This is a genomic window from Amycolatopsis tolypomycina, assembly GCF_900105945.1.
GTDB classification, from domain to species: Bacteria; Actinomycetota; Actinomycetes; order Mycobacteriales; family Pseudonocardiaceae; genus Amycolatopsis; species Amycolatopsis tolypomycina.
The window spans coordinates 6,620,360-6,643,932 of the sequence record NZ_FNSO01000004.1; the positions used below are offsets into that span (position 1 = coordinate 6,620,360).

Here is a 23,573-nt window from a genome sequence, read left to right on the forward strand (position 1 = left end):
GCGACCATGCCTTCGAGGATTACCGGGCTCCGGCGGAATGTCGATACGCATTCCCGGTGACGCCGCCGAAACCCGCACGCGCCGCCGCCTTTCCGCAATCCTTCTTGTCACGGGCGTCCCAGGAATCACGCGTTCGCGAGAAAGGCTGCCCGGGACGGCCGCTTGACCCCACCGCCAAACGTGAAACACTTTCGACGCGGCGCCCGCCCCGGCCCGTCACGCGGCTGACAACCCCGCCCTCGGGCCCGCCGGAAAAGTTGTCACGCGCGCACCACCCGCCCGCGCCGGAAGTGTCACGTCCTCTCGCGCCGTTCCACCCGTTCGGGTGTAGTCCGGACGGGTTACCGCAAAGTCAGCGGAGAACCCGTTGACAGTGCTGATCGTGCGAAATTATGTTGCCTGAGCCACAAAAACCGGATCGGCGTCCCCGCCGACGAGGACGATTTTGTTGCCAGCAAGGATAAAACATGACCGACGTGGACACCGGATTCGCCGCCACCGCCCTGCGGGCCGGTCGGCCGAACGCCGGCGAGCGCACTCCCGGACCGGCCCACCGGCAGCAGTCCGTGTCGGCCGACCGGCCCCGGCCCGCCTACCCGCCCGCCCCGCGCACCCCGGCGGATCCCCGGCACGGCCGCGCTTCCGGCGCGATCGGGCTGTGGGCGTCCCTGCCCCGCGAGCTGGCGATCCGCTTCAAGCCGCGGGTCGACCCGCTCGCCCGCGCCATCCTGCAGGAGGTGCAGCGGGCGGTGCCCGAGTACCGCCAGCCGCTGGAGGGCGCGTTCGGGCACATCATCACGCAGGGTGTCCGGCAGTCGATCATCCAGTGCCTCGACAGTGTCGGCACGCCCGGCGCCGTGCCGCTCGAGACGTGGACGACCGTGTTCCGGAACCTCGGCAAGATCGAGTTCAACGAGGGCCGCAGCCTCGACTGCCTGCAGACCGCCTACCGGGTCGGCGGGCGGGTCGCGTGGCGGCACATCAGCGAGTTCGGGCAGGCCACCGGCGTCTCCGCGGACACGCTGTGCACGAGCGCCGAAGCCATCTTCGCCTACGTCGACGAGATCTCGGCGCTCTCGATCGAGGGCTACACGGCGGCGCAGACGCGTGCGGCAGGCACCCGGGCGCGCCGCCGGAGACGGCTGCTGGAACTGCTGCTCGCCGACCCGCCGTCCGCGCCGCAGACCATCACCGCGCAGGCCGCCACGGCCCAGTGGCCGCTGCCGGCCGAGGTCACCGTCGTCGCCCTCGAACCGCGGGCCGACCAGCACGGTGTCGTCAACCAGCACAGCCTGGCCGCGCCGGACCTGCATTCCGACGTCCTCGTCGACCTCGAAGGCAGCGAGCCGTGCCTGGTCACCGGCGACCCGGAAAAGCACCTGAAGAACCTCGCCGAGCGGCTGCCGGGCTGGCGCGCGGTGATCGGCCCGACCGTGCGCCTCAGCGACGCGCCGCGCTCGCTGCTGTGGGCCCGCCGCACGCTGAAGCTGCTCCAGCGCGGCGTCCTGCCGGACACGCCGGTGACGCGCTGCACCGACCACCTGTCCACGCTGTGGCTGCTGGCCGACGAGTTCCTCGTCCGCGAGCTGTGCGCCCGCAGCCTGCAGCCGTTCGAGAACCTCACGCCGAAGCAGCGGGCGCGGCTCGGCGAGACGTTGCTGATCTGGCTGCAGTCCCGCGGCAGCGCCCCCGAGATCGCGAAGCGGCTCAAGGTGCACCCGCAGACCGTCCGGTACCGCATGCACCAGCTCATCGACCTGTTCGGCGACCGGCTCAACAACGCCGACGACCGGCTCGACATGGAGATCGCGCTGCGGGCGGAGGCGCTGCTCGGTTCCTGAGTCCCCTTCAACGACGAGGTGGGTCAATGACGGGATCGCCCGTCGAGACGGCCTTCGGGCCGATGCTGAGCGGCGACGGACGGCCGGGACAGCTGTGGGCCATGCTCCCCCGCGAGCTGGCCGCGGTGTTCCGGCCGCGGCTCCTCGACGTCGCCGACGAGGTGCTGCGCGAGATCCAGCGGACCATCCCGGACTACGCGCGGCCCCTCGACGGCGCGTTCGGCAAGGCGCTGCGGGCCGGGGTCCAGGCGGCGATCCTGCAGTTCATCGACCGGATCGCCGCGTCGGGACCGCTGCCGGACGAGCGGCGCAAGGTGTTCGTCGGGCTCGGCGTGCACGAGCTCGCGCAGGGCCGCAACCTCGACGTCCTGCAGGCCGCGTACCGGGTCGGCGCGCGGGTGACGTGGCGGCGGATGGCGGAAGTGGGGACGCGCGCGGGCGTGCCGTCGGCGACGCTGTGCCTGCTGGCCGAGGCGATCTTCGCCTACATCGACGAGCTGTCCGCGTTGTCGATCGAGGGCCACGCGGCGGCCCAGGCGCGCGCGGCGGGCGCGCTGGAACGCCGCCGTCGCCGGCTGCTGGACCTGCTGCTGGCGGACCCGCCGTCGCCGTCACGAACGGTGCAGGAAGCGGCGACAGCGGCGGAGTGGCCGTTGCCGCACCGGCTCGTCGCGGTGGCGCTCGACGGGCCCGCCGACGTCACCGGGCTGAACGCACTGGAGGACCTCGAGGACGGCACCCCGCGGCTGCTCCTGCCCGCGCCGGCGGACCGTGGCGCGCTGACGACGGCACTGGCCGGCCACCGGGCGGCGGTGGGTCCGCCGGTGCCACCGCGCCAGGCGGCCCGGTCGCTGGCGACGGCGCAGGAGGCGTTGCGGCTCGCGGCCGACGTCCTGCCGGACGAGCCGCTGACCTGGTGCGAAGACCACCTCGCGACGCTGTGGCTGCGCAAGGAGCCGTTCCTCGCGACGGAGGTGTCCCGCCGCCGCCTGGCCCCGCTGACGGCGTTGACACCCAAGCAGTACAACCGCCTCGCGGGCACGTTGCTGGCGTGGCTGGAGACGTGCGGCAACGTCCGCGAGGTCGCCGAGCGCCTCGCGATCCACCCCCAGACGGTCCGCGCCCGCGCCCAGGAGCTGGAGACCCTGTTCGCGGACCACCTCCGCAACCCGGACTCCCGCTTCGAGATGATCCTCGCCCTCCGCGCCACCCTCCCCTGACGCCGTGTCGTCCCCCCAATCACGCGTGTCGACCTCCCAATCACGCGTGTCGACCCTTTCCGCACCGCTGACCTGAGCGGAAAAGGGCATCACGTGTGATCAGAGGGTCATCACTCGTGATTGGAGGGACGACACGGCGTCAGAGGGTGGAGAAGTAGGGACGGGGGAAGGGCGGGAGGTGGGGCGGGCCGAGCGGGACGGTCGTGGCGGGGAGGCCGCGGGAGCGGCGCCAGGCGGCGAACGCCGCCAGCCAGGCGTCCGCCGTCGCGCGGGTGGTGGCGCCCGGGGCGCCGAACAACGCCGTGGCCGACGTGCACAGCAGCCACCAGTCCGGCGGGCTGTCCGCGGTGGCCTCGTGCAGGCGGCGGGCGCCCTGGACTCCGCGCCGCCAGTCGGAGACGGGCGCGTGGACGATTCCGCGCAGCGGGAGGCCGTCCGCCGTGGCGGCCGCCACCAGCCGCTCCGCGACGCCGGGGTCGGCGACGTCACCCGGGACGACCAGCGTGTCCGGTGCCTCGGGAAACCGTCCGCACAGGACGACCCGGGTGGCGCCGGTGTCCACCAGCCACCGCGCGGCCGCCGGTGCCAGGCCGCCGGTGACCACGTACGCGCCGGGCCCGGTCGGCACCTCGACGGCGGACGGCACGCGGGCCAGCCGCGCCGCGTGGCGGACGTCGTGCCGCCAGCGGACTTCGTCGTCCGGCGCGTCCGAACGCAGCTCCCGCGCCAGCACGTCCACATCGGACCGCGCGTCGAAGTCGACCAGGCTCGCCCGCAGCGACGGCCGTTCGACCGCGAGCACCCGCACCAGCCCGCGCAGGCACACCAGCCCCGGCTCGCCGCCCGACTGCGTGCACACGTGGAACCGGACGCCGTCGCCGAGCCGGGCGACCACCGAGCGCACCGCGAGCAGCAGCTCCTGCGCGGCCTCCGGATCGTGGTAGGCGTACGGCGACCCGGTGAGGAAGACGACCCCGCGCACCGCCCGCCCGGCCAGGAACCCGGGCAGCTCGTCGAGGTCGTCACGCGGCAGCGAAAGCGCCTCGTCGCCCGCCGCGGCGAGCGCCAGTGCCAGCGCGACGGCCCGGCCGAGCGCCGCCGGGTGCTCGTCGGTGAGCAGCAGCCACGCCGCCGGCCCGGCCGGCGCCACCGGCGGCAGCGGCACTTCCGGCCAGGTCACCTCGTACGACGACGTCGCGAACGGAACGCCCGGCGACAGCGCCCGTCCCGCCGGCCCGGTCGTGGACATCAGGCGGCGGCCATCCCGGTGACGCGCCACTTCCCGGCGACGCGCTCGGCCGTGACGCTCAGCTGGGCGGCGCCGGTGCTCCGCTGCCCGTCACCTCGGGTGCCGGTCTGGTCGAGGAACACCAGCAGCGCCGCGCGGTCGCCGTCCAGGAGCTTGACGCCGGACGCGACGGCGGTGGACGTGACGACCAGCTTCTGCTCGACGGCCAGCTTCCGGACCTGGCCGAAGAGCTGCTCGTACTGCCCGAGCGCCGGCCCGGTCAGGACCTCCCGAGCCGCCTGCGAACTCTGGTCCGGATCGTCGTAGCGGTAGGAGAACACCGTGCCGAGCGCCGCGCCGATCTCCTTCGCGGCGTCCGCGGTCCCGGCCACGTCGGACATCGCGCTGTTGTGCGCGACGACGGCGTTCGCGCTCCGCGCTTCGAGCGTGAACCACACCGCGAGACCGGCCATCAGCACGACCACCGCACCCACCACCCACGCCCGGCGGCGCCTCGTCATGGTGCCTCCCCCACGGGAACCTGGCCGAGGCCGGTGACGCGCCAGCCGCCCGGCCCGCGCGTCAGGTCGGCCTGGAACCGGTTGCGTTTCGTCACGGCCTCGCCGCCGTCCGGTGCCACCAGCAGCTCGACCGACGCGATCAGCTTCGCCGTGCCCGCCCCGGTGTCCACTTCGGTCACCGCCGCGTCGGTCACCTTCCCGGTGGTGACGGTCTTCGCCTGGGCTATCCGGTCGAGGCTGCCCTGCCGGTCGGCCGCCAGCTCGTCGTGCAGCGCGCCGGCGGAGAGGTCCAGCCAGTGCTGGTACCCGGGCGCGGCCTGCCGGTAGTCCAAAGTGGTCAGTCCGGCGACGGCCGTCCGGCCCGCCCGCAGGGCTTCCTCCCGGACGACCGCGCGCGCGACGCCGTCGTCGTGCGCCGCCTGCCACCAGGTGAAACCCGACCAGCCGGCGGCGACGGTCGCCACGACCGCGACCACCGACGCAAGAATCCTCACGGCCGTCCTCCCGGTGCGTTCTGCGAGCCGCGCACGTTCGTCGGGTCGCCCTTCGGCAGCGCGCACCGCGCGGCCGTGTTCAGCGGGCGGACCGAGGTGTCGAGGCCGTCGCGGTACGGCGTCGGGTACCCGGTGGTGCACGGCGGTGGGTCGAAGAAGGTCAGCGACAGTCCGATGTGGACGCCGTCGGGACGCACGATCGTGCCGGCCGCGGCCACCGCCTGCGGCGCGGTGATCAGCAGCTGGCGGATGCCGTCCTGCCGCGCTTCCAGGACGTCCGCGGTGGTCAGCAGGTTGGCCAGCAGCACGCCCAGGTTCGGCCCGGCGTCGCGGAGCAGCGCGCTGACCTCGTTCGCGGCCGCGGGCACCGCCGGGATCAGGGTGCGCAGGTCGCCGTCGGACGCCTTCAGCGTCGACGCCAGCAGTTTCGCGTTGGCGCCGAACTCGCGGATCGCGGCGGCCTGCTGCACCTGCGTGTCGAGCACCGTGTGCGCGTCGGTGACGAACCGGGTCAGCGGCGCGACGTGCGCGCTCGCCGCCTGCACAAACTCGATGCCGCGGCCGACGAGCTGGTCCAGCGCCGGGCCGGCGTCGGACGTCGCGTTGTACAGCTCGTCGACGACCGTGCGCAACGCCGGCTTCGGCACCGAGTTGGCGAACGAGTCCACGGTCGACAGGACGACGTCGACCGGCAGCGGGATCTTCGTGTCCGCCTGCGTGATGACCGAGCCGTCGTGCAGCTTCGGGCCGCCGTCCACCCGCGGCCGCAGGTCGACGTACTGCTCGCCGACGGCCGAGCGGTCGGCGACGACGGCTTCGGTGTCGGCCGGGACGGGTGCGGTGCCGGAGTCGATCTCGAGGTCGGCTTCCATCCCGGCCGCGGTGAGCCGCAGCTCGCCGACGCGGCCGATCGGCACCCCGCGGTAGGTCACCTCGGCGTTGGTGAAGATGCCGCCGCCGGTCGGGAACTGCGCCGTCACGGTGTAGCCGCGGTCGAAGAACACCTTGTCGAGGCCCGCGTAGGTGGCTCCGACGTACGCCACGCCGACGACGGCGATGACGACGAAGGCCGTCACCTGCACGCGCACGAACCTGGTCAGCATCAGCGGCCCGCCTTCAGGAAACCGTTGAGGTAGTCGCCGCGGATGGTGTCCAGCGCGGCATCGGGGAACGGGAAGGTGAAGACCATCTCCATCGCCTTCGGCAGTTTGTCGCCCGAGTCGGCCAGCCGGCGCAGCAGCGGTTCGAGGGCACGCAGGTCGGCGACCAGGTCGTCCTTGCTGCGGTTCACCGTGTCGACGGCGACCGAGGTCAGCCCGTCCAGGGACTTCAGCATCCCGACCAGCGCTTCCCGCTGCTGGTTGAGGACGCCGATGCCGGGCGTGAGGCCGTTGAGCGTGGTCGTGATCCGGTCGGTGTGCGCGTTCAGGGTCGCCGCGAGCCTGTTGACGCTCTCGATCGCCCGGGTGATCTCGTTCCGGTGCTCGTCGAGGCCCCGTACGAAGGTGTCCAGCTGGGACAGCAGCGAACGCGCCGCGGTTTCGCGGCCGCCGAGCGCCTCGTTCAGCTCGTGGCTGATGTTCTGCACCTGCGCCACGCCGCCGCCGTTGAGCAGCAGGGACAACGCCCCGAAGACCTCCTCGATCTCCGGCGTCAGCGTGGAACGGTCGAGCGGGATGGTGGCGCCGTCGCGCAGCCGGCCGGACGGCGTGGCGTCGGCCGGCGGAGCCAGCTCGACGAACTTCTCGCCCAGGATGCTCGCCTGCCGCAGCCGGGCGACGGCGTTCGCGGGCAGGTCGACGTCGCCGTTGAGCAGCAGTTCGACGACCGCGCTGCGGGAGTCCGGCGCCAGCTCGACCTTGACGACCTGCCCGACCGGCACGTCGTTGACCTTGACCCCGGACTGCGGCACCAGGTCCAGCACGTTCGTGAAGCCCGCGGTGACGTGGATCGGGTGGTCGCCGAGCGCGGCGCCGCCGGGCAGCGGGATGTCGTAGACGCTCACGCCGCTGCCGCAGCCGGTGGTGACGAGCGCGAGCGCGACCACCGCGGTGAGCTTGACCAGCGATTTCATTTCGGCTCCGCGAACTCGAGGAGGTTGCCGCGGCCGTCGATCGTCCCGTTCGCCTGGTCGTAGGCGCCCAGGAGGTTCGTCAGGGCGTTCGGGGCCGCCTGGAGCGCCTCGGCGAGGGAGTCCTTCTGGTGCACGAGCACCTTCGTGACGTCGGCCAGTTTGTCCACATCGGACTGCACCTTGCCGCGGTTGTCCTTGATGAACCCCTGCACGACGCTCAGCGCCTGGGTCAGCTCGGTCAGCGCGCCGGAGAACTGGTCGCGCTGGTCGGCCAGCACCTTGCTCAGCGACGCGATCTGCGTGATGGCCTGCTTGACCTGGCCGTCGTTGGCGGCGAGCATCGCGGTGAACGTGCTGATGTTGTCGACCGAGCCGAACAGGTCGTCCTTGGAGTCGCTCGCGGCGCGGGCGAACTCGCCGAGGTTCTTGATCGCCTGGCCGATGGTCTGCCCGGTGCCGTTCAGGTAGTCCGCCGACCGGGTCAGCACCTCGCTGACCGCGCCGTCCCGGTTGGCCCCCTGCGGCCCGAGCGCGGACATCAGCTGGTTGAGGCTGTGCAGCAGGTCGTCGACCTCGACCGGCGTCGCGGTGCGCTCGCGCGGGATCGACGCGCCGTCGGGCAGCTGCGGCCCGCCGCGGTAGACGGGCGTGAGCTGCACGTACCGGTCGGCGACCAGGCTTGGCGTGATGACGACGGCGCCGGCGTCCGCGGGCAGCGCCACGCCGGGCCGCAGCGTCATGGTCACCTTGACGTCGGTGCCGTTCGGTTCCACTTTGGACACGGACCCGATGGCGACGCCGAGGACGCGGACGTCCGAGTTCGGGTAGATGCCGACGGCGGCGGTGAAGTACGCGGTCAGCGTCCGCTCGGCCGGCGCGGTCACCACGGGCCAGGCGGCCGAAACCACGAGCGCGAGGACGACGCCGAGCGCGAGGGCCCGCAGCCTCGTCCGGCGTTTCCCCCGCGCCCCGAGATCGGCGAGCGGAGAGTGGGCACTTTTACGTGAAAGTGCCCACTTCGAGCGGTGGTGGGCCATCAGCGTCCCCCGTTCTTCGGCGGCAGGCAGCTCCCGGGCGTGCTGCCGGTCGGGACCAGCCCGCAGATGTAGGTGTCGATCCACCGGCCGTTGCCGACGGCGTTGCCGAGCAGCCGGTAGAACGGCCCGGCCAGGCGCAGGCTGTCCTCGAGCTTGCCCTGGTTGCGCTGCAGCACCGTCGCCACGCGGTCGAGCTGGTCGAGTGCCGGGCCGAGCGTCTTCTGGTTCTCCGCGACGAGCCCGCGCAGCTGGACCGAGAGGTTCTTGACGCCGGTGAACAGCTTCGCGATGGCGTCCTTGCGCGCGTTGAGCTCGGTGAGCAGGGTGTTGCCGTCGCGGATCAGGGCCTGGATCTGGTCGGACCGCTGCCCGAGCGTCTTCGACACCTGGTTGGTGTTCTGGAACAGCTTGACCAGCTCCTCATCGCGGGAAGCCAGCGTTTGCGACAGGGCGGCGATGCCGTCGAACGCCGTGCGCACGTCGCTCGGTGCCGACGCGCCGAGCGTGTCGGACAGCACCCGGAACGCCTGCGCGAGCTGGTCGGTGTCGATGGCGCCGACCGTGCTCGCCAGGTCGTTGAACACCGCGGTGACGTCGTAGGGCGAGCTCGTGCGTTCGGCGGGGATCGGCTGGTCGGGGTTCAGCTCGGCGTTGCCGACCGGGTCGAGCACGAGGTTCTTCTGGCCCAGCAGGGTCTTGATCTTGATCGCCGCCGTGGTCCGGTTGCCGACCCAGGTGTCGCGGACCCGGAACAGCACCTCGACGTGGTCGCCGGCCAGCCGCACGTCGGTGACCTCGCCGACCTTGACCCCGGCGACGCGGACCTCGTCGTTCGGCCTGAGCCCGGCGGCCTCGTGGAACTCCGCCTTGTACGTGGTGCCGCCGCCGATGAGCGGCAGGTCGTCGGAGAAGAACGTGGCACTGCCTGCCAGCGCCATGACCAGCGCGGTCACCGCGCCGACGGCGATCGGGTTGCGGCTGCGGAACGGTTTCACCGGCACCTCGCAGCCGTCACCGGGATGCCCGGGGGCGGGCCGCCCGGCGCCGGTTTCGCGTCGGTTTCCACCGAGCACAGGTAGAAGTTCGCCCACGAGCCGTAGGAGAAGAGCGTGCCGATCCGGTCGAGCTTCTTCGGCAGGTTGTCGATGAACTGCTGGAACACCGGCGTGTTGTCGGCCAGGTTCTTCGACAGGTCGCCGAGGGCGGTGATGCTGTCCTTGAGCGGACGGCGGCCTTGTTCGAGCAGCCCGGCGGTGGCCGTGGTCAGCTCGCCGAGGCCGCCGATGGCCTGCCCGATCGGCTGGGCGTCCGCGGCGAGGCCGGTGACCAGCTGGGCGGTGGTGTCGACGAGCGTGTCGAACTGGTCGCCCTGGGCGTTCAGCGTGTCGAGCACGGTGTTGAGGTTGCCGATCACCTGGCCGATCAGCGCGTCCTTCCCGGCGAGCGTGGAAGTCAGGGACGCCGTGTGCCGCAGCAGGCTTTCGATCGTGCTGCCCTCCCCCTGCAGGACCTGGATGATCTCGAACGACAGCTGGTTGACGTCGTTCGGCGACAGAGCCTGGAAGAGCGGCTTGAAGCCGTTGAACAGCGCGGTGAGGTCGAGCGCCGGCCTGGTCCGCTCCAGGGGGATCTGCGCGCCTTCGGCGAGCGTCGGTGACGTGTCGGTGGCCCCGGGGTCGATCGCGAGGTACCGCTGCCCGACCAGGTTCCGGTAGCGGATGGTGATCGACGCCGACGCCGTGAGCCGGTGCGTGCGGCCGACCGAGAACTCGACGTCGGCGAACCGGCGTTCGACGACCCGCACCGCGTCGACCTGGCCGACCCGGACCCCGGCCACCCGCACCTCGTCGCCGGGGTTGACCGAGGTCGCGTCGGTGAAGCGGGCGGTGTAGCCGATCGTCACGCCGACGTTCGCATTGGCGATCGTGATGGCGAGCACGGCCGTGGCGGCCGCGGTGACCAGGAAGAAGATCAGGCCCTTGACGGCGGGTCCGGTGACGCTCCTCATCGGACGGTCACCTCCGTTCCGCGCAGCGCGGGTCCGATGAGGACGCTGCTCCAGTCCGGGACCTCACCCAGCGCCGGCCGCAGGAGTTCGGCGACGAGCCGGCGTTCACCGAGCGAATTCGCGGGCCCGAGGTCACCATCCGCGGCGGCCGCCGCGCCGCCACCGCCGTAGCACTTCGGCCCGCCGGTGGCGTCGAACCGCGGGGTGTCGCGGCCGGGGACGTACTTCTCGCGTGGGTCCTGCACGGTGAGCGTCACGTGCAGGCCCGGCTCGTTCGTGCCCTTGCCGAGGGCCTTCTCCATCAGCGGCTTGAGCCGGTTGACCGCGTCGAACAGGCACGGGAACTCCGGCGAGTAGCGTGCCAGCAGCTCCAGCGTCGGCCGGCTCGCCGCCGAGACGCCGATCAGGTTGTCCTTGTTCTTCCGCAGGAAATCGTTCAGGTGCCCGGTGGCACTGGTGACGCTCGTGTAGAGGTTGCCGAGGTCGGCGCGGGTGTCCACAATGGTCTTCGCGGTGGTCGACAGGTCGCTCAGCGCCTGCAGGATGTCGGGCGCGGCTCCGGTGTAGACGTCGGCGGTGTTCGCCAGTCCGGTGATGTCGGCCTTGAACTGCGGCATCAGCGGGTTCAGCTGGGCGAGGAGGTCCTTGAGCTGGACGAAGCTTTCGCCCAGTGGCTTCCCGCGGTTGTCCAGCGCCTGCGAGATCGCCCCGAGTGAGCTGTTCAGCTTCTGCGGCTGGACCGCGCGCAGCAGCGGCAGGAGGTCGCCGAGCACGCGTTCCAGCTCGATGGCGCCGGCGGAGCGGTCCTGGGTGATCACGTCACCGGCCCGGAGTTTCCCGTGGGGACTGTCCGGCAGCACGAGGTTGACGTACCGCTCGCCGAACACCGTCTTGGGCAGCAGCCGCGCGGACACGTTCCCGGGCAGCTGCCCGATCTTGGCCGGGTCGAGCGCGAGGTCGATCTCGGCGCCCGCGCGCGTGCTGCGCACCGCCCGGACCTCGCCGAACGGGACGCCCTTGACCTTGACCTCCGCGGTCGGCGCGAGCTGGTTGCCGACGCGGTCCGCCCGCAACGTCACCAGCTCGGCGTCGTCGAAGTCCTTGTCGTAGATGGCCACCGCGAGGTAGCCGAGCAGGACGAGCACGCCGAGGAAGGCGACCCCGGCGAGCTGCGTGCGGAAGCGGGTCATCCGGACACCTTCACCGTGGTCGTCGCGCCCCAGATGGCCAGCGACAGGAACAGGTCGAGCACGCTGATCAGCACGATCGACGTCCGCACGGCCCGGCCGACCGCAACACCGACCCCGGCCGGCCCGCCACTCGCGCGGTAGCCGTAGAAGCAGTGCGTCAGGATCACGCCGACGCTGAAGACGAGCACCTTGCCGAACGACCACAGGACGTCGCCGGGTGGCAGGAACAGCGTGAAGTAGTGGTCGTAGGTGCCACCGGACTGGCCGAAGAAGACGACCGTGGTGAGCCGCGAGCCGAGGTAGGAGATCAGCAGGCCGATGACGTACAGCGGGATGATCGCGACGAACCCGGCGACGATCCGGGTGGTGACCAGGTACGGCATGCTCCGCACGGCCATCACTTCGAGGGCGTCGATCTCTTCGGAGATCCGCATCGCGCCCAGCTGCGCGGTGAACCCACTGCCCACAGTGGACGAGAGCGCGAGCCCGGCGACGAGCGGCGCGATCTCGCGCGTGTTGAAGTACGCGGTCAGGAAGCCGGTCATCGCCGAGATGTTGATCTGGTTCAGCGCGCTGAAGCCCTGCAGGCCCACGGTGACGCCGGTGAACACGCACAGCCCGACCATCACGCCGATCGTGCCGCCGATGACCGCGAGCGCGCCGCTGCCGAACGTCACTTCGGCCAGCAGCCGCACGACTTCGCGGAAGTAGCGGGTCACGGCGAGCGGAATGGCGGCGAGCGCGCGGGCGTAGAAGAGCAGCTGGTCGCCGAGGTCGAACAGCCGGTCGCCGGGTTTGCCGAGGATGGCCACTCAGGTTCCCTTCGCCGGGACGAGCTGCAGGTACAGCGCGGTGAGCACGGTGTTGACGAAGAACAGCAGCAGGAACGTGATGACGACGGACTGGTTGACGACGTCACCGACGCCCTTGGGGCCGCCCTTCGGGTTCAGGCCTCGGTAGGCCGCGACGACCCCGGCCAGGTAGCCGAAGATGACGGCCTTGATCGAGCTGACGACGAGGTCGGGCAGCTGCGCGAGGGCGTTGAAGCTGGCGAGGTACGCGCCGGGCGTCCCACCCTGGACGATCACGGTGAAGAAGTAGCCGCCGAGCACGCCGACCACGCTGACCAGGCCGTTGAGCAGCACCGACACCCCGACGGCGGCCTGCACGCGCGGCACGACCAGCCGCTGGATCGGCGAGACGCCGAGCACCTCCATCGCGGCGATCTCTTCGCGGATGCTGCGCGCGCCGAGGTCGGCACAGATGGCGCTGCCGCCCGCGCCGGCGATGATCAGCGTCGTCACGATCGGGCTCGCCTGCTGCACGACGGCCAGGACGCTCGCCGCGCCGTTGAACTGCTGCGCGCCGATCTGGCTGGTGAGCGAGCCGAGCTGCAGCGAGATCACCGCGCCGAACGGGATCGACACCAGGACCGCCGGCGTGATGGACACGCTGGCGATGAACCAGAACTGCTGGACGAACTCCCGCACCTGGTACGGGCGGCGGAGCATGGCGAGCAGGACGTCGAGGCCCATCGCGCACATCCGGCCGAACTCGCGCAGGCCGTTGGCCGCTCGCTGCTGCACCTGGATCGTCATGCCTTGCACCCCGAGCTGAAGCAGCGCAGCTGGAGGTTCGAGACGAAGGTGTTGCCGGGCCCGGAAACCAGGCCGGTCAGCAGCCGGCTGACGTCCTCGTGCCCGACGCACCCGGCGAACCCCGGGGTGGTGAAGGTCGAGGTCACCTTCACCGGCGGGGCCGGCAGCGAGATCGGCACCAGCGCCTTGATGGTCACCGCAGCGGGCTGGGCCGTCCGGCAGTTCGGGCCGACGTCGAGGGGTTTACCGTCCACTTTGACTTCCGAGAGCTTGATGAAGACCTTCGCGGTCACGTCCGTGTCGGCGCAGATGTTCGTCTGGGTGGCCTTGCAGTCCTTGTCCTTGCCCGTGTGGATGGTGGCCGTGCCGGCGGCGTCGCCGTCCGGGACGATTTCGACCCGGCCGGTGGTGGGCATGAACCGGAACGCGACGAAGTAGCCGTTCGCGGGCGGGATGTTCAGCTTCCCGGTGATCGGCACGGTGTTCGTGAGGCCGCCGAGCGCGCCGTCGAAGGTGCCCGGCGGGAAGACGATGTCGGACCCGAGCTTGGCCACGTGGCTCGTGGTCGGCTGCTGCGCGTCCCCCAGGGTGAACCCGAACGGGATCTGCGTGGCCTGCTGCTGCGCGGGCGGGGCCTCGCTGGGCGCGGCCTCCGCCGCGCCCAGCGAGAAAGCCGCCAGCAGCAGCGGCACCGTGATTCGGATCAGCTTCCGCATCGAGCTCACTTCTTGGTGAGGGTCACGTCCAGCTTGTTGCCGGGGCCGGAGGTGATGCCGGTGATCAGGCCGGTCAGGAAGCCGCAGCCGGTGAACTGCGGGATGCCGTAGGTCGCGGTCAGCCTGCCGCCCTTGAGCGGGTCGAAGCCGGGCGCCGAGACGAGCGGCACGTCGGCCGGCTTGACCGTGTGGCACGACTTCGACGACAGGATCGGGAAGCCGAACACGCGGACCTTGGTGAGCTGGACGTCGACCTGGGCGTTCGCCTTGACCGCGCCGGCGGTGAGGGTGCCGGTGATCGCGCCGACCTGGTCGAGCTTCACCGTCGCGGACGCCGGGATGAAGCCGAGGACGCGGAAGTGGACGTCCGACTTCGGCAGCGCGAGCTGGGCGCCGAACCTGCCGGAGGCCGCGTCGAGCTTCGCGTCCAGGGTGCCCGGGCCGAGGGGCAGCGTGGCGTGCAGCTGCTTGAGGACCGACTTGCCCTGCACGGAGTACTTGACCTCGATGCCGCCGGGCGGGGTGGTCGGGGTTGTCGGCTGGGTGGTCGGGGTCGTGGGCTCGGTCGTCGGGGTCGTCGGTTCCGTGGTGGGCGTGGTCGGTTCCGTGGTGGGCGTGGTCGGTTCCGTCGTGGGAGTCGTGGGCGTCGTGGGCTCGGTGGTCGGCGTGGTCGGCTCGGTGGTGGGAGTCGTCGGTTCCGTGGTCGGAGTCGTCGGCTCGGTGGTCGGCGTCGTGGGCGTGGTCGGCTCGGTCGTCGGAGTCGTCGGCTCAGTGGTGGGAGTCGTGGGCTCCGTCGTGGGCGTCGTGGGCTCCGTGGTCGGAGTCGTCGGCTCGGTGGTGGGGGTCGTCGGCTCCGTGGTCGGCGTGGTCGGTTCCGTCGTGGGCGTCGTCGGCTCGGTGGTGGGCGTCGTCGGGGTGGTCGGCGTCGTGGGCGTGGTCGTGCCGCCCGCCGGCTTGATCTCGAACGTGCCCAGCTGCTGGTTCTGGCCCGGGACCGCGACGCAGTCCGAGGTGAACGTGCCGAGGTCGGTCGGCTGGCCGTCCGCGGTGCGCGGGGTCATCGTGGTGCTGAAGTTCCCGACCGTCACCGACGCGGTGCCCGGGCTGGGGAACGTCACCGCCGGTGCCTTGCCGCTGCTCTTGACGTGGAACGCGCCCGACGGCGGCACCGGCGTCGAGGGGATCGTCAGCGGCAGGTTCAGGTTCAGCGTCTTGTCGACCGGGTACTTGAGCACGGCCGCGGCCTTCGCCGAGCCGTCCAGCGACGTCGCGCCGACCAGGGCGAGGCCCTCGGTGGCGGTCTCCGGCACGGTGACGTCGACGTCGAAGGTGATCGGGGTGGAGGAGGCGCCCGCGACGGCGTTGTCGGGCAGGTTCGTGTCGATCTTCACCGCCAGGACCTGGTCGCCGATCAGCGGGAACGGGCAGTTGTAGTTCAGCGTCAGGCTCACCGGCGCGGCCTGCGTCGGGCCCGCCCCGACGAGCGCGACGGCCGCCGCGAGCCCGGCGGCGGTCACGGCGGCCAGGCCGAAGGCGGGCTTTCTCGACTTCCACGAAAACTTCACGGGTCGTCACCTCGGGAAATGGGGGAATTTCAGCAAAGCTACCTCCGTGTTTCCGGGCGAACAACCCGCGTTCCATTCTTTGTCACCCGCGGGAGATCAGCCACGTCAGGAAGAGTCACGCAGGTCAGCGCTTGTCACGCACGTGCGATCCGATTCCACGGAATTTGTCACTTACCCGGCGAATGGCGGCGTTCTTCTTGATCAGGACGGCAGCTCCCGATACCTTTTCCGGGGCAAGGAAAGGAGCGGCCATGTCCCAGCCGGTCATCGCCGTGACGGACCTCGCGAAGCAGTACGGCGAAGTCACCGCGCTCGCCGGGATCAGCCTCACCGTCGCCCGCGGCGCGGTGCTGGCGGTCCTCGGCCACAACGGCGCCGGGAAGACCACGTTGATCGACATCCTCAGCACGCGCGTGCGGCCGAGCGCGGGCACCGCCCGGGTCTGCGGCTACGACGTCGTGCAGCGCGGCCGCGCGGTCCGGCGGCGGATCGGGGTGACCGGGCAGTTCGCCGCGGTCGACGACACGCTGTCCGGCCGCGGCAACCTCGTGCTGATCGCCCGGCTGCTGGGCGCCCGGCCGCGGCAGGCGCTCGCCAGGGCCACCGAGCTGATCGCCGCGTTCGGCCTCGAAGACGCGGCCGACCGCCCGGCCGGGACGTATTCCGGCGGGATGCGGCGGCGGCTGGACCTGGCCGCGGGCCTCGTCGGCGCCCCGCAGGTGCTGTTCCTCGACGAGCCGACGACCGGGCTCGACCCGGTGAGCCGGGCCGGGCTGTGGGCGGTCGTCGAGGACCTCGCCGCGCGCGGCACCACGGTCGTGCTCACCACCCAGTACCTCGAGGAAGCCGACCGGCTGGCAGACCACGTCGTCGTCCTCGGCTTCGGGCACATCACGGTGTCGGGGACGCCGGCGCAGCTGAAGGCCCGGCTCGGCAGCCGCACGGCGACGCTGACGTTCGGCACCGAGCTGGCGTTGCAGCGCGCGGTGCACGCGCTGGCGCGCCTGGGTCTCGCGCCCGGCCGGGCCGCGCTGGTGCTCACCGTGCCGTTGTCCGGCCCGGCCGACATCCCGGTGGTCGTCCGCGCGCTCGACGCGGCGGGCGCGCCGCTGCGCGACCTGACGGTGACCGAGCCGACGCTCGACGACGTCTACCTGTCCCTGCACCGGACGGCGTCATGACACGGTTTGGAATGTCACAGTCCCGGCACCGCGCGGCCGTCACCGCGCTCGGCGACCCCGCGGCCTGGCCGGAGCCCGGTTTCTGGACGCAGGTCCGCGTCCTGACCGCGCGTTCCCTGCGCACGGCGTTCGGCGACCGCCGGCTGGTCTTCTTCGGACTGCTCCAGCCGGTGGTGCTGCTGTTGCTGTTCAGCCAGGTGTTCAGCGGCGTCGGCGCGCTGCCGGGGGTTGCGGCGTACCAGGGTTACGTGAACTTCCTGGTGCCGGCCACGCTGGTCAACATCGCGATGACAACGGCGATGAGCTCGGGAGCGGGCCTGCTGGCGGAGATCTACGGCGGCTTCACCGGACGGCTGCGCTGCCTGCCGATCTCGCTGTTCTCGGTCCTGGTGGCCCGCACACTGGCGGACGCGGCACGGCTGGGCGTCCAGCTGGTGGTGACGGCCGTGGCGAGCGTGGTCTTCCTGGGTTTCCGCCCGGCGGGCGGAGTGGCGGGCCTGGGCATGGCGCTGGTGGTGACGCTGGTGGTCGGCTGGTGCCTGAGCTGGGTGTTCGTGGCGATCACGACATGGCTGCGCAAGGCGGAAACCCTGCAGGCGGCCTCGTTCGTGGTGATGTTCCCGCTGATGTTCTCGTCGAGCGCGTACATGCCACTGGACACGATGCCGACGTGGGTCCGCGCGGTCTCGGCGGTGAACCCGCTGACGTACGCGATCGACGCAACCCGCGCACTGGCCCTGGCCCGCCCCCTCGGCTGGTCCCTCCCGGTGGCCCTCCTGATCGCGGCCGCAGCCGCCGCAGCAGGCTCCTTCTGGGCGGCCCGAACCTTCCGCGCCCACCCGTGATCAGAACGCCAACTCGCGTGATTGAAGGGTCAACTCGCGTGATTGAAGGGTCGACACGGCCCCGGCCGCCGCCCACGCCGTGTCGACCCTCTGATCACGCGTGTCGACTCTCCAATCACGCGTGTCGACCTCTCGATCACGGGTTGGCCAGGGACTCCAGGCGGGTTGCGGCCTCTTCCGCGCCGCCCGCGGCCTCGAACGACTCGCGGATCCGCGCCGCCCCGTCCGCGAAGTCCGGAGCCGACTCGATCGCCGTGCGGATGTCCGCCGCCTTCGCGCGGTCGAACCGGAGCCGGACTCCCGCGCCCGCCGCCACCACTTGCTGGGCCAGCATCGACTGGTCGTCCCGGATCGGGGCCACCACCAGCGGTACCCCCGCCGCCAGTGCTTCGCACACCGTGTTGTGGCCGCCGTGGCAGACGACCACCGATGCCCGCGCGAACACCGCCACCTGCGGGATCCGCCTGGCCAGCCCGACGGTTCCGCTCACCAGCGCCCCGGACGGATCCACCACCAGGCCCTGGACCGCGGGCATCGCCGCCAGGGCGTCGAGGCTCTCGGCCAGGAACCGCCCGCCCGCAGCGGCATTCGACGTCCCCAGGGTGACCACGACCAGCGGCCGATCGTCCACAGGGGACCACTCGCCGGCCGCGGGAGCCGGCACCGGCCCGACATACGCCACCGGCCACCGGGAGTCCCCGGCCAGCGCCCGGGTCGTGAACGCCAGCACCAGGTGCGGCGAAAACCGCAGGTCACCGACCACCACGCCGTGCCGGGCCCGCAGCCCCGCCTGCAGCTGCGCGACCCAGGACGCGATCTTGGGCAGCGCCCCCAGCGGGTCGGCCAGCTCGGTGGACGTCGACGCCGAGGTCGCCCACGGCAGGCCACACCGCGCAGCCACCAGTGCCCCCGCCATCGCCTGCTGGTCGACGACCACGACGTCCGGCGCGAACGCCGTCACGGCCGCGGCCACGCCCGGCACCATCGCGTCGGCCAGCGGCACCAGGTACGACTCCCACAGGTACTTCAGCGCGGCGAACCCGCGCAGCCCCGGCGGGCGCAGGGCCACCGCGAACGGGCCCGAATCCCCAGCCGGGAACACGCGGCCGGAGACCAAAGTGGACAGTTCCGGGCACGGACCGCACCAGGCGACGGAGTGACCCCGCCGCACCAACGCGGCCGCCACCCCGCGCAGCGGCGCCACGTGCCCGGCCAGCGGTGGCACGACCAGCAGGAACCTCACGCCGCGTGCCGTTCGATCCACTTCAGCACCAGCTCGCGCACCTCCCGGTGCTGCTCCACCAGCACCGAGTGCCCCTGTCCCTCGAACACGTGCAGCTCGCCGTTCGGCAGCAGCGACGTCAGCGCTTCGAGGTCGTCGGCCTGGTAGCCGTGGCTGCCCAGGATGGACAGCACCGGGCAGCCGATCGCCGCGACCTGCTCCCAGGTGAGCAGCGGCCCGAGCGGCACCTCTTCGGCCATCGACGTCGACGTGATCCGCTCCGCCGCCAGCCGCGCGAGCCGCCGGTGGTGCGCACTGAAGTTCGCCTCGATCCAGGCGAAGCTCTCCTCCACCTGCAGGAACCGCACGGTGTGCGCGAGGATCGCGCTCATCTTCTCCGCCCACACCTCGGTCGCCGGCTCCGACTCGATGCACACGATGCTGCGGACCCGGGACGGGCAAGCGACGGCGTAGCTGTAGGCCAGCGTGCCGCCGAAGCTGTTGCCCACCAGGTGCACCGGCCGGTCGACGCCGAGCTGCCGCAGCAGGTCGTCGAGGTCGGCGACGAAGTCCCCGAGCGTGTAGCCGCGCTCCGGCCGCTCGGTCTTGCCGTGCCCGCGCAGGTCGTAGCTGATCACGTCGATGCCGGCGGCCGCGACCGGCGGCGCCAGCGTGAGGTAGAAGCTCGCCAGGCTGTCGGTGCCCATGCCGTGCAGGAACACCACGGTTTCGGTGCCGCCGGCGGGCACGAGCTGCACGTTCGTGCGCAGCCCGTTGACGGTCATCGTGGGCACGTGCGCTCCCCCACGAACCGGGCGATGTCGCCGACGGTCAGGCCGATGACGTCGTCGAGGTCCTTCTCCGCCAGGTACTCGGCGAGGTTGACGGCCGGCCCGAAGTGCTCGGCGAGGATGCTCGCGAAGGTCACCAGGTCGATGCTCTCCAGCTGCAGGTCATCGTGGAACGTCGTGCCGGGCGTGATCTCGACGCCGAGGACTTCGGCGTCGCCGACGAGCTCGGCGAGCAGCTCGGCGACGACGTCGAACGTGGTGGACGCGATGGTCATTTCGTGCTCCTGACGTGGGCGATGGCGGTGTCGCCGTCCAGCTCGACCGGAACGGCGAAGCGCGGCAGGTCCCGGTGCCGTCCGGACACCGTGCCGTCGTCGTGGACGCGGATTTCCGCCGGGTAGACGGGTTCGCCGAGCCGGGCGCGGACGGCGTCCTTGACGGCGATCCGCCGCAGCAGCCAGCCGCGCTGCTGGCGCGGCGGGACGGCGGCGAACTCGGCGCGTTCGGACGCGCTGAGGTAGATCCCGGCGTAGATGTCCCGCGCGGCGACCGTCGGCCAGCGGTCGGTGACGGCGACCGAGCCGTCGTCCCGCCGCTCGCCCAGCAGGTGCTCCGCCGGAAAGGCGTAGACGCGGTGGGCCGCGCGGTCGCAGGGGAACCGGACGTCCCGCCAGCGCTCGACACTCGCCAGCACCCGGCCGTCGCGGACCAGCTCGGCGTCCATCTCGAGGACGTCCGGCCGCGGCAGCCGGATCCGCACCAGGCACTCCAGCCGCGTGCCGGGTGCCGGTTCGGGGCCGTGCCACCGCACCCGGCCGATCGAGCGCGGGAAGGCGAGCAGGTCGTCGGCTCGGGAGGCCATCAGCCAGCAGCCGAGCAGCTGGCCGACGTTGTCGAGCAGCCCGCCGGGCGCGGCCGGGACGACCAGTTCGCCGCGGACGTGCTGCTCGCCGAGCCCGCTCAGCCGGTAAAGGCCCTGGTAGGCCGGGCCGTGGAACATCTCCCGCCGCGCGTAGATCTCGGCCGCGGTCAGCGGCGGCGCGGTCTCCGGCCCGGGCACCGCGGTCCGCGGCGGTGGTGGTGGCGCGAACGCGCCCAGCTCGACGGTCAGCAGCGCGTACGGTCCTATTTCGACGGTGACATCAGAGCCCTCGCGGCTCATCGACAGCGGCACCCGCTGCGCCGGGGCCGCGATCAGCCAGCGCGAGAACACCGCGTCCCGCACCGCGACCGCCGTCGTGCCCGGCCAGGTGCGCTCGACGGCCCGGCAGGCGAGGTCGACCAGGGTCGTCGCGGGCACCACCGGCCGGAAGTCGGACTCGTCGGGCCAGTCGTCGCGCTGCCGGAAGAACCGGTGGTCGCGCAGGTACGGCATGGCCGCCAGCGAGACATCCACGGTGGACTCGACCCGGCGCCGGGCGGCCGCGACGACGTCCGCCGCGGCCTGCCGGGTTTCGGTGAGCAACGCGGTGAACTCGGCGACGATCGGGTCCGTGACCGCGGCGGGTTCGTCGAGCAGGCCGCGGGCGGATTCCCCCAGCGACAGCAGCGGGTTCCCGCTGGTGAGCCGGATCCGGCGCGGTTCCAGCGCCGCGAAGTCCGGGTCGCCGCCCTCGGTCCACAGCGCGGTCGCGAGCCGGCGCAGCTGGGCGAGCCCGGGCCGGGTGCCGGACGCGGCCGCGACGACCAGGTGCCGCCGCTCGCCCAGCGTGTCGGTGACGAACGAGCCGAGCTGCCCGGCGCCCACCTGCACGAAAACCCGGAACCCGGCGTCGAACATCGCCTCGGTCAGCTCCCGGAACCGGACCGGGCGCAGCAGGTGGTCGAGGTAGAGCCGGCGGACGTCGTCCGGGTCCGCCGGGTACGGCCGCGCGGTCGTCGCCGACCACACCGGCAGCCGCGGTGCCCGCAGGTCCAGGTCCGCGACGAGCCGGGCGAAGGGCGCGAGGTGCGGCGCCATCAGCGGGGTGTGGAACCCGGACCGGAACGGCAGGGTCGTGGCGACGATCCCGGCACCGCGGCAGGTGGCCGCGAAGTCCGCGACGGCGTCCGGCGGCCCGCACACGATCGTCTGCCGCGCCGCGTTCTCGTGGGAAACGACCAGGTCGGCGGGCAGCAGCCCGGCCACGCGCGCCGCGGGGGCGCCGAGCACGAGGTAGTCGGCCTCGGGCAGCTCGAAGCCGTCCGGCCAGTACCGCGTCAGGGCGTCCGGCACCGCGGTGTACATCCCGGCGGCCTGCATCGCGGTCCACTCCCCGACGCTGTGGCCGGCCAGCGCGTCCGGCCGGATCGCCAGCCGCCGCAGGACGTCGTCGAGCAGCAGCCCGGCCGCCGACACGCTCGTCGCGCGGTCGAGCACGCTCAACTCCGACCATTGTGGACGGTCGAGGCCGAAGTGCCTGGCCACGTCGTCGAGGCGCGGTTCGCCGCCGGCTTCGAGCCCGGGGTGGACGAACGCGGTCCGCCCGCCCGGCAGGAGGGGGTCGACGCTGCACCAGATGTCGCCGGCGCCGTGCCACGACCGGCCCTCGGCGGCCACCTTGGCGATCACCCGGCGCGCGGTCGCCCGCTTGCGCTCGTCCGGGCCGGCGATCGCGATCCGGCACGGGCCGTCACCCGGGCCCGGCCGGTCCAGCCGGTCGAGCAGCTCCTCCGGGGTGCGCGCGGCCAGGCGCAACACGCGTTCCGGCTCGTCCACGCGCACCCGCCGCTTCGGCGCCGGGTCGCCGGCTTCGAGGACGACGTGGGCGTTCACCCCGCCGAAGCCGAACGCGTTGACCGCGGCCACCCGCGGCAGCGCGCCCCACGGCTCGGCCTCGGCCAGCACCCGGAACCGGGTCTTGTCGAGGAGCGGGTTCGGGTCGGCGCAGTGCAGGGTCGGCGGCAGGACGCCGTGGTGCAGCGCAAGGGCCACCTTGACCAGCCCGGCGACCCCGGCGGCCGGCAGTGTGTGCCCGATCATCGACTTGACCGAGCCGATCACCGCGCGGGGCCCGTCCGCCGGGCCGAAGACGTCGGCGACGGTGGTCAGCTCGGCGGCGTCCCCGGCGGGGGTGGCGGTGCCGTGCGCTTCGAGCAGGCCGATCTCCGCGGGATCCCGGCCGGCCCAGGCCCGGCGCAGGGCGAGGGTCTGGCCGGCGACGGACGGGCTGAGCAGGCTCGCGCCCCGCCCGTCGCTCGACGTGCCGACGCCGCGGATCACCGCGTACACGCGGTCGCCGTCGCGGCGGGCGTCGGCCAGCCGCTTGAGCACGACGATCGCGGTGCCCTCGCCGAGCAGCATGCCGTCGGCCTGCCGGGACAGCGGGCTGATCCGCCGGCTCGGCGACAGCGCGCCGAGGTGGGTGAACAGCGACCACAGCGTGTCGTCCTGCGTCTGGTGCGCGCCACCGGCGAGGACGACGTCGCAGCGGCCGCGGCTCAGCTCGCCGATCGCCTGGTCGACGGCGACCAGCGAAGACGCGCAGGCGGCGTCCACTGTGTACGCCGGGCCGCCGAGGTCGAGCCGGTTCGCCACGCGGGCGGCGGCGAGGTTCGGCACCAGCCCGGCGGCGGTCTCGGGCCGGAACTCGCCGAGCGGTTCGAGCAGCGCCGTCCGCAGCCGTTCGAGGACGGCGGGCCCGGCCGACGGCATCAGCTCGCCGACCGTGCGGGTGATCTGCCGGACGGTGCGGACCCGCTGGTCGAAGCCCCGCAGCCCGGGCGAGAGGTACCCGCCGCGGCCGAGCACGACGCCGATCCGCTCGGGATCGCCGAGCCGGCCGAGGCCACCGGCGTCGGCGACCGCGCGGAGGGCGACGGCCAGCGCCGTCAGCTGGTCGGGCTCGATGCCGGCCAGGGACGTCGGCGGGACGCCGTGGGCGACCGGGTCGAAGTCCAGGGTGTCCGCGGTGAAGCCGCCGCGGCGGTCGGGGAACTCCGGGTCCCGGTGGTGCGGCGGGGCTTCGGTGACGGCGTCGGTGCCGTCGACCAGGTTCTGCCAGTACTGGTCCACTGTGGACGCGCCGGGCAGGAACACGCCCATGCCGACGATGGCGACCGG

21 protein-coding genes are annotated in these 23,573 nt (G+C 72.4%); 4 read left to right on the forward strand and 17 right to left on the reverse strand.

What is annotated here, in order from left to right; all coding sequences use genetic code 11:
- The first annotated feature begins 467 nt into the window (after positions 1-467).
- The gene (locus BLW76_RS39870; RefSeq protein WP_091317175.1) at positions 468-1,841 is read left to right on the forward strand and encodes a PucR-like N-terminal domain-containing protein; all 1,374 of its coding nucleotides are present in this window, start codon (positions 468-470) and stop codon (positions 1,839-1,841) included.
- A 26-nt stretch (positions 1,842-1,867) separates the two neighbouring features.
- Positions 1,868-3,061 (forward strand): PucR family transcriptional regulator, encoded by a 1,194-nt coding sequence (locus tag BLW76_RS39875; protein WP_091317176.1) that lies wholly within the window; start codon positions 1,868-1,870, stop codon positions 3,059-3,061.
- Between the two features lie 139 nt (positions 3,062-3,200).
- Here BLW76_RS39875 and BLW76_RS39880 read toward each other — a convergent pair whose 3' ends face one another.
- From BLW76_RS39880 to BLW76_RS39940, 13 genes are read right to left on the reverse strand one after another with little or no spacing between them, the layout of a single operon-like run.
- Positions 3,201-4,310, reverse strand: a complete 1,110-nt coding sequence (locus tag BLW76_RS39880) for a KR domain-containing protein (protein WP_091317177.1) — start codon at positions 4,308-4,310, stop codon at positions 3,201-3,203.
- Positions 4,310-4,810 (reverse strand): hypothetical protein, encoded by a 501-nt coding sequence (locus BLW76_RS39885; RefSeq protein ID WP_244170536.1) that lies wholly within the window; start codon positions 4,808-4,810, stop codon positions 4,310-4,312. Before BLW76_RS39885 ends, BLW76_RS39880 begins: the two co-directional genes overlap by 1 nt.
- Positions 4,807-5,304, reverse strand: a complete 498-nt coding sequence (locus tag BLW76_RS39890) for a hypothetical protein (RefSeq protein ID WP_091317179.1) — start codon at positions 5,302-5,304, stop codon at positions 4,807-4,809. The genes BLW76_RS39885 and BLW76_RS39890 overlap by 4 nt, the downstream gene beginning before the upstream one ends.
- Positions 5,301-6,407: an MlaD family protein gene (locus BLW76_RS39895; RefSeq protein WP_091317180.1), complete on the reverse strand. Its 1,107-nt coding sequence runs from the start codon at positions 6,405-6,407 to the stop codon at positions 5,301-5,303. Before BLW76_RS39895 ends, BLW76_RS39890 begins: the two co-directional genes overlap by 4 nt.
- Positions 6,407-7,378 carry an MCE family protein gene (locus BLW76_RS39900; RefSeq protein ID WP_091317182.1) on the reverse strand — a complete coding sequence of 324 codons (972 nt, stop codon included), beginning with the start codon at positions 7,376-7,378 and terminating at the stop codon, positions 6,407-6,409. Before BLW76_RS39900 ends, BLW76_RS39895 begins: the two co-directional genes overlap by 1 nt.
- On the reverse strand, positions 7,375-8,415 hold the full coding sequence (locus tag BLW76_RS39905) for an MCE family protein (RefSeq protein WP_091317184.1): 1,041 nt from the start codon (positions 8,413-8,415) through the stop codon (positions 7,375-7,377). The genes BLW76_RS39900 and BLW76_RS39905 overlap by 4 nt, the downstream gene beginning before the upstream one ends.
- A complete protein-coding gene (locus BLW76_RS39910; RefSeq protein WP_091320472.1) occupies positions 8,415-9,410 on the reverse strand; it encodes an MCE family protein in 996 nt (331 codons plus the stop codon). Before BLW76_RS39910 ends, BLW76_RS39905 begins: the two co-directional genes overlap by 1 nt.
- Positions 9,407-10,423 carry an MCE family protein gene (locus tag BLW76_RS39915; RefSeq protein ID WP_091317185.1) on the reverse strand — a complete coding sequence of 339 codons (1,017 nt, stop codon included), beginning with the start codon at positions 10,421-10,423 and terminating at the stop codon, positions 9,407-9,409. The genes BLW76_RS39910 and BLW76_RS39915 overlap by 4 nt, the downstream gene beginning before the upstream one ends.
- Entirely contained in the window at positions 10,420-11,613 is a 1,194-nt protein-coding gene (locus BLW76_RS39920; RefSeq protein WP_091317187.1) for an MCE family protein, read from the reverse strand. The genes BLW76_RS39915 and BLW76_RS39920 overlap by 4 nt, the downstream gene beginning before the upstream one ends.
- Entirely contained in the window at positions 11,610-12,425 is an 816-nt protein-coding gene (locus tag BLW76_RS39925) for an MlaE family ABC transporter permease (protein ID WP_091317189.1), read from the reverse strand. Before BLW76_RS39925 ends, BLW76_RS39920 begins: the two co-directional genes overlap by 4 nt.
- Positions 12,426-13,211 (reverse strand): MlaE family ABC transporter permease, encoded by a 786-nt coding sequence (locus BLW76_RS39930; RefSeq protein ID WP_091317190.1) that lies wholly within the window; start codon positions 13,209-13,211, stop codon positions 12,426-12,428. It lies immediately after the preceding gene.
- Positions 13,208-13,927, reverse strand: a complete 720-nt coding sequence (locus BLW76_RS39935; protein WP_244170537.1) for a hypothetical protein — start codon at positions 13,925-13,927, stop codon at positions 13,208-13,210. Before BLW76_RS39935 ends, BLW76_RS39930 begins: the two co-directional genes overlap by 4 nt.
- A gap of 5 nt (positions 13,928-13,932) precedes the next feature.
- Positions 13,933-15,492: a DUF6801 domain-containing protein gene (locus BLW76_RS39940; protein WP_091317193.1), complete on the reverse strand. Its 1,560-nt coding sequence runs from the start codon at positions 15,490-15,492 to the stop codon at positions 13,933-13,935.
- Positions 15,493-15,743: 251 nt separating this feature from the next.
- On the opposite strand from BLW76_RS39940, the gene BLW76_RS39945 reads away from it, so the two are divergent.
- Together BLW76_RS39945 and BLW76_RS39950 are read left to right on the forward strand one after the other, a co-directional pair.
- On the forward strand, positions 15,744-16,673 hold the full coding sequence (locus BLW76_RS39945; RefSeq protein ID WP_091317194.1) for an ATP-binding cassette domain-containing protein: 930 nt from the start codon (positions 15,744-15,746) through the stop codon (positions 16,671-16,673).
- Between the two features lie 11 nt (positions 16,674-16,684).
- Entirely contained in the window at positions 16,685-17,518 is an 834-nt protein-coding gene (locus BLW76_RS39950; RefSeq protein WP_091317195.1) for an ABC transporter permease, read from the forward strand.
- Positions 17,519-17,654: 136 nt separating this feature from the next.
- Here BLW76_RS39950 and BLW76_RS49030 read toward each other — a convergent pair whose 3' ends face one another.
- From BLW76_RS49030 to BLW76_RS39970, 4 genes are read right to left on the reverse strand one after another with little or no spacing between them, the layout of a single operon-like run.
- Positions 17,655-18,761 (reverse strand): glycosyltransferase, encoded by a 1,107-nt coding sequence (locus tag BLW76_RS49030; protein WP_167384887.1) that lies wholly within the window; start codon positions 18,759-18,761, stop codon positions 17,655-17,657.
- Entirely contained in the window at positions 18,758-19,534 is a 777-nt protein-coding gene (locus BLW76_RS39960) for an alpha/beta fold hydrolase (RefSeq protein WP_091317197.1), read from the reverse strand. The genes BLW76_RS49030 and BLW76_RS39960 overlap by 4 nt, the downstream gene beginning before the upstream one ends.
- A complete protein-coding gene (locus BLW76_RS39965; RefSeq protein ID WP_091317198.1) occupies positions 19,522-19,806 on the reverse strand; it encodes an acyl carrier protein in 285 nt (94 codons plus the stop codon). Before BLW76_RS39965 ends, BLW76_RS39960 begins: the two co-directional genes overlap by 13 nt.
- Positions 19,803-23,555, reverse strand: a complete 3,753-nt coding sequence (locus tag BLW76_RS39970) for a beta-ketoacyl synthase N-terminal-like domain-containing protein (RefSeq protein WP_425266068.1) — start codon at positions 23,553-23,555, stop codon at positions 19,803-19,805. Before BLW76_RS39970 ends, BLW76_RS39965 begins: the two co-directional genes overlap by 4 nt.
- Positions 23,556-23,573 lie beyond the last annotated feature (18 nt).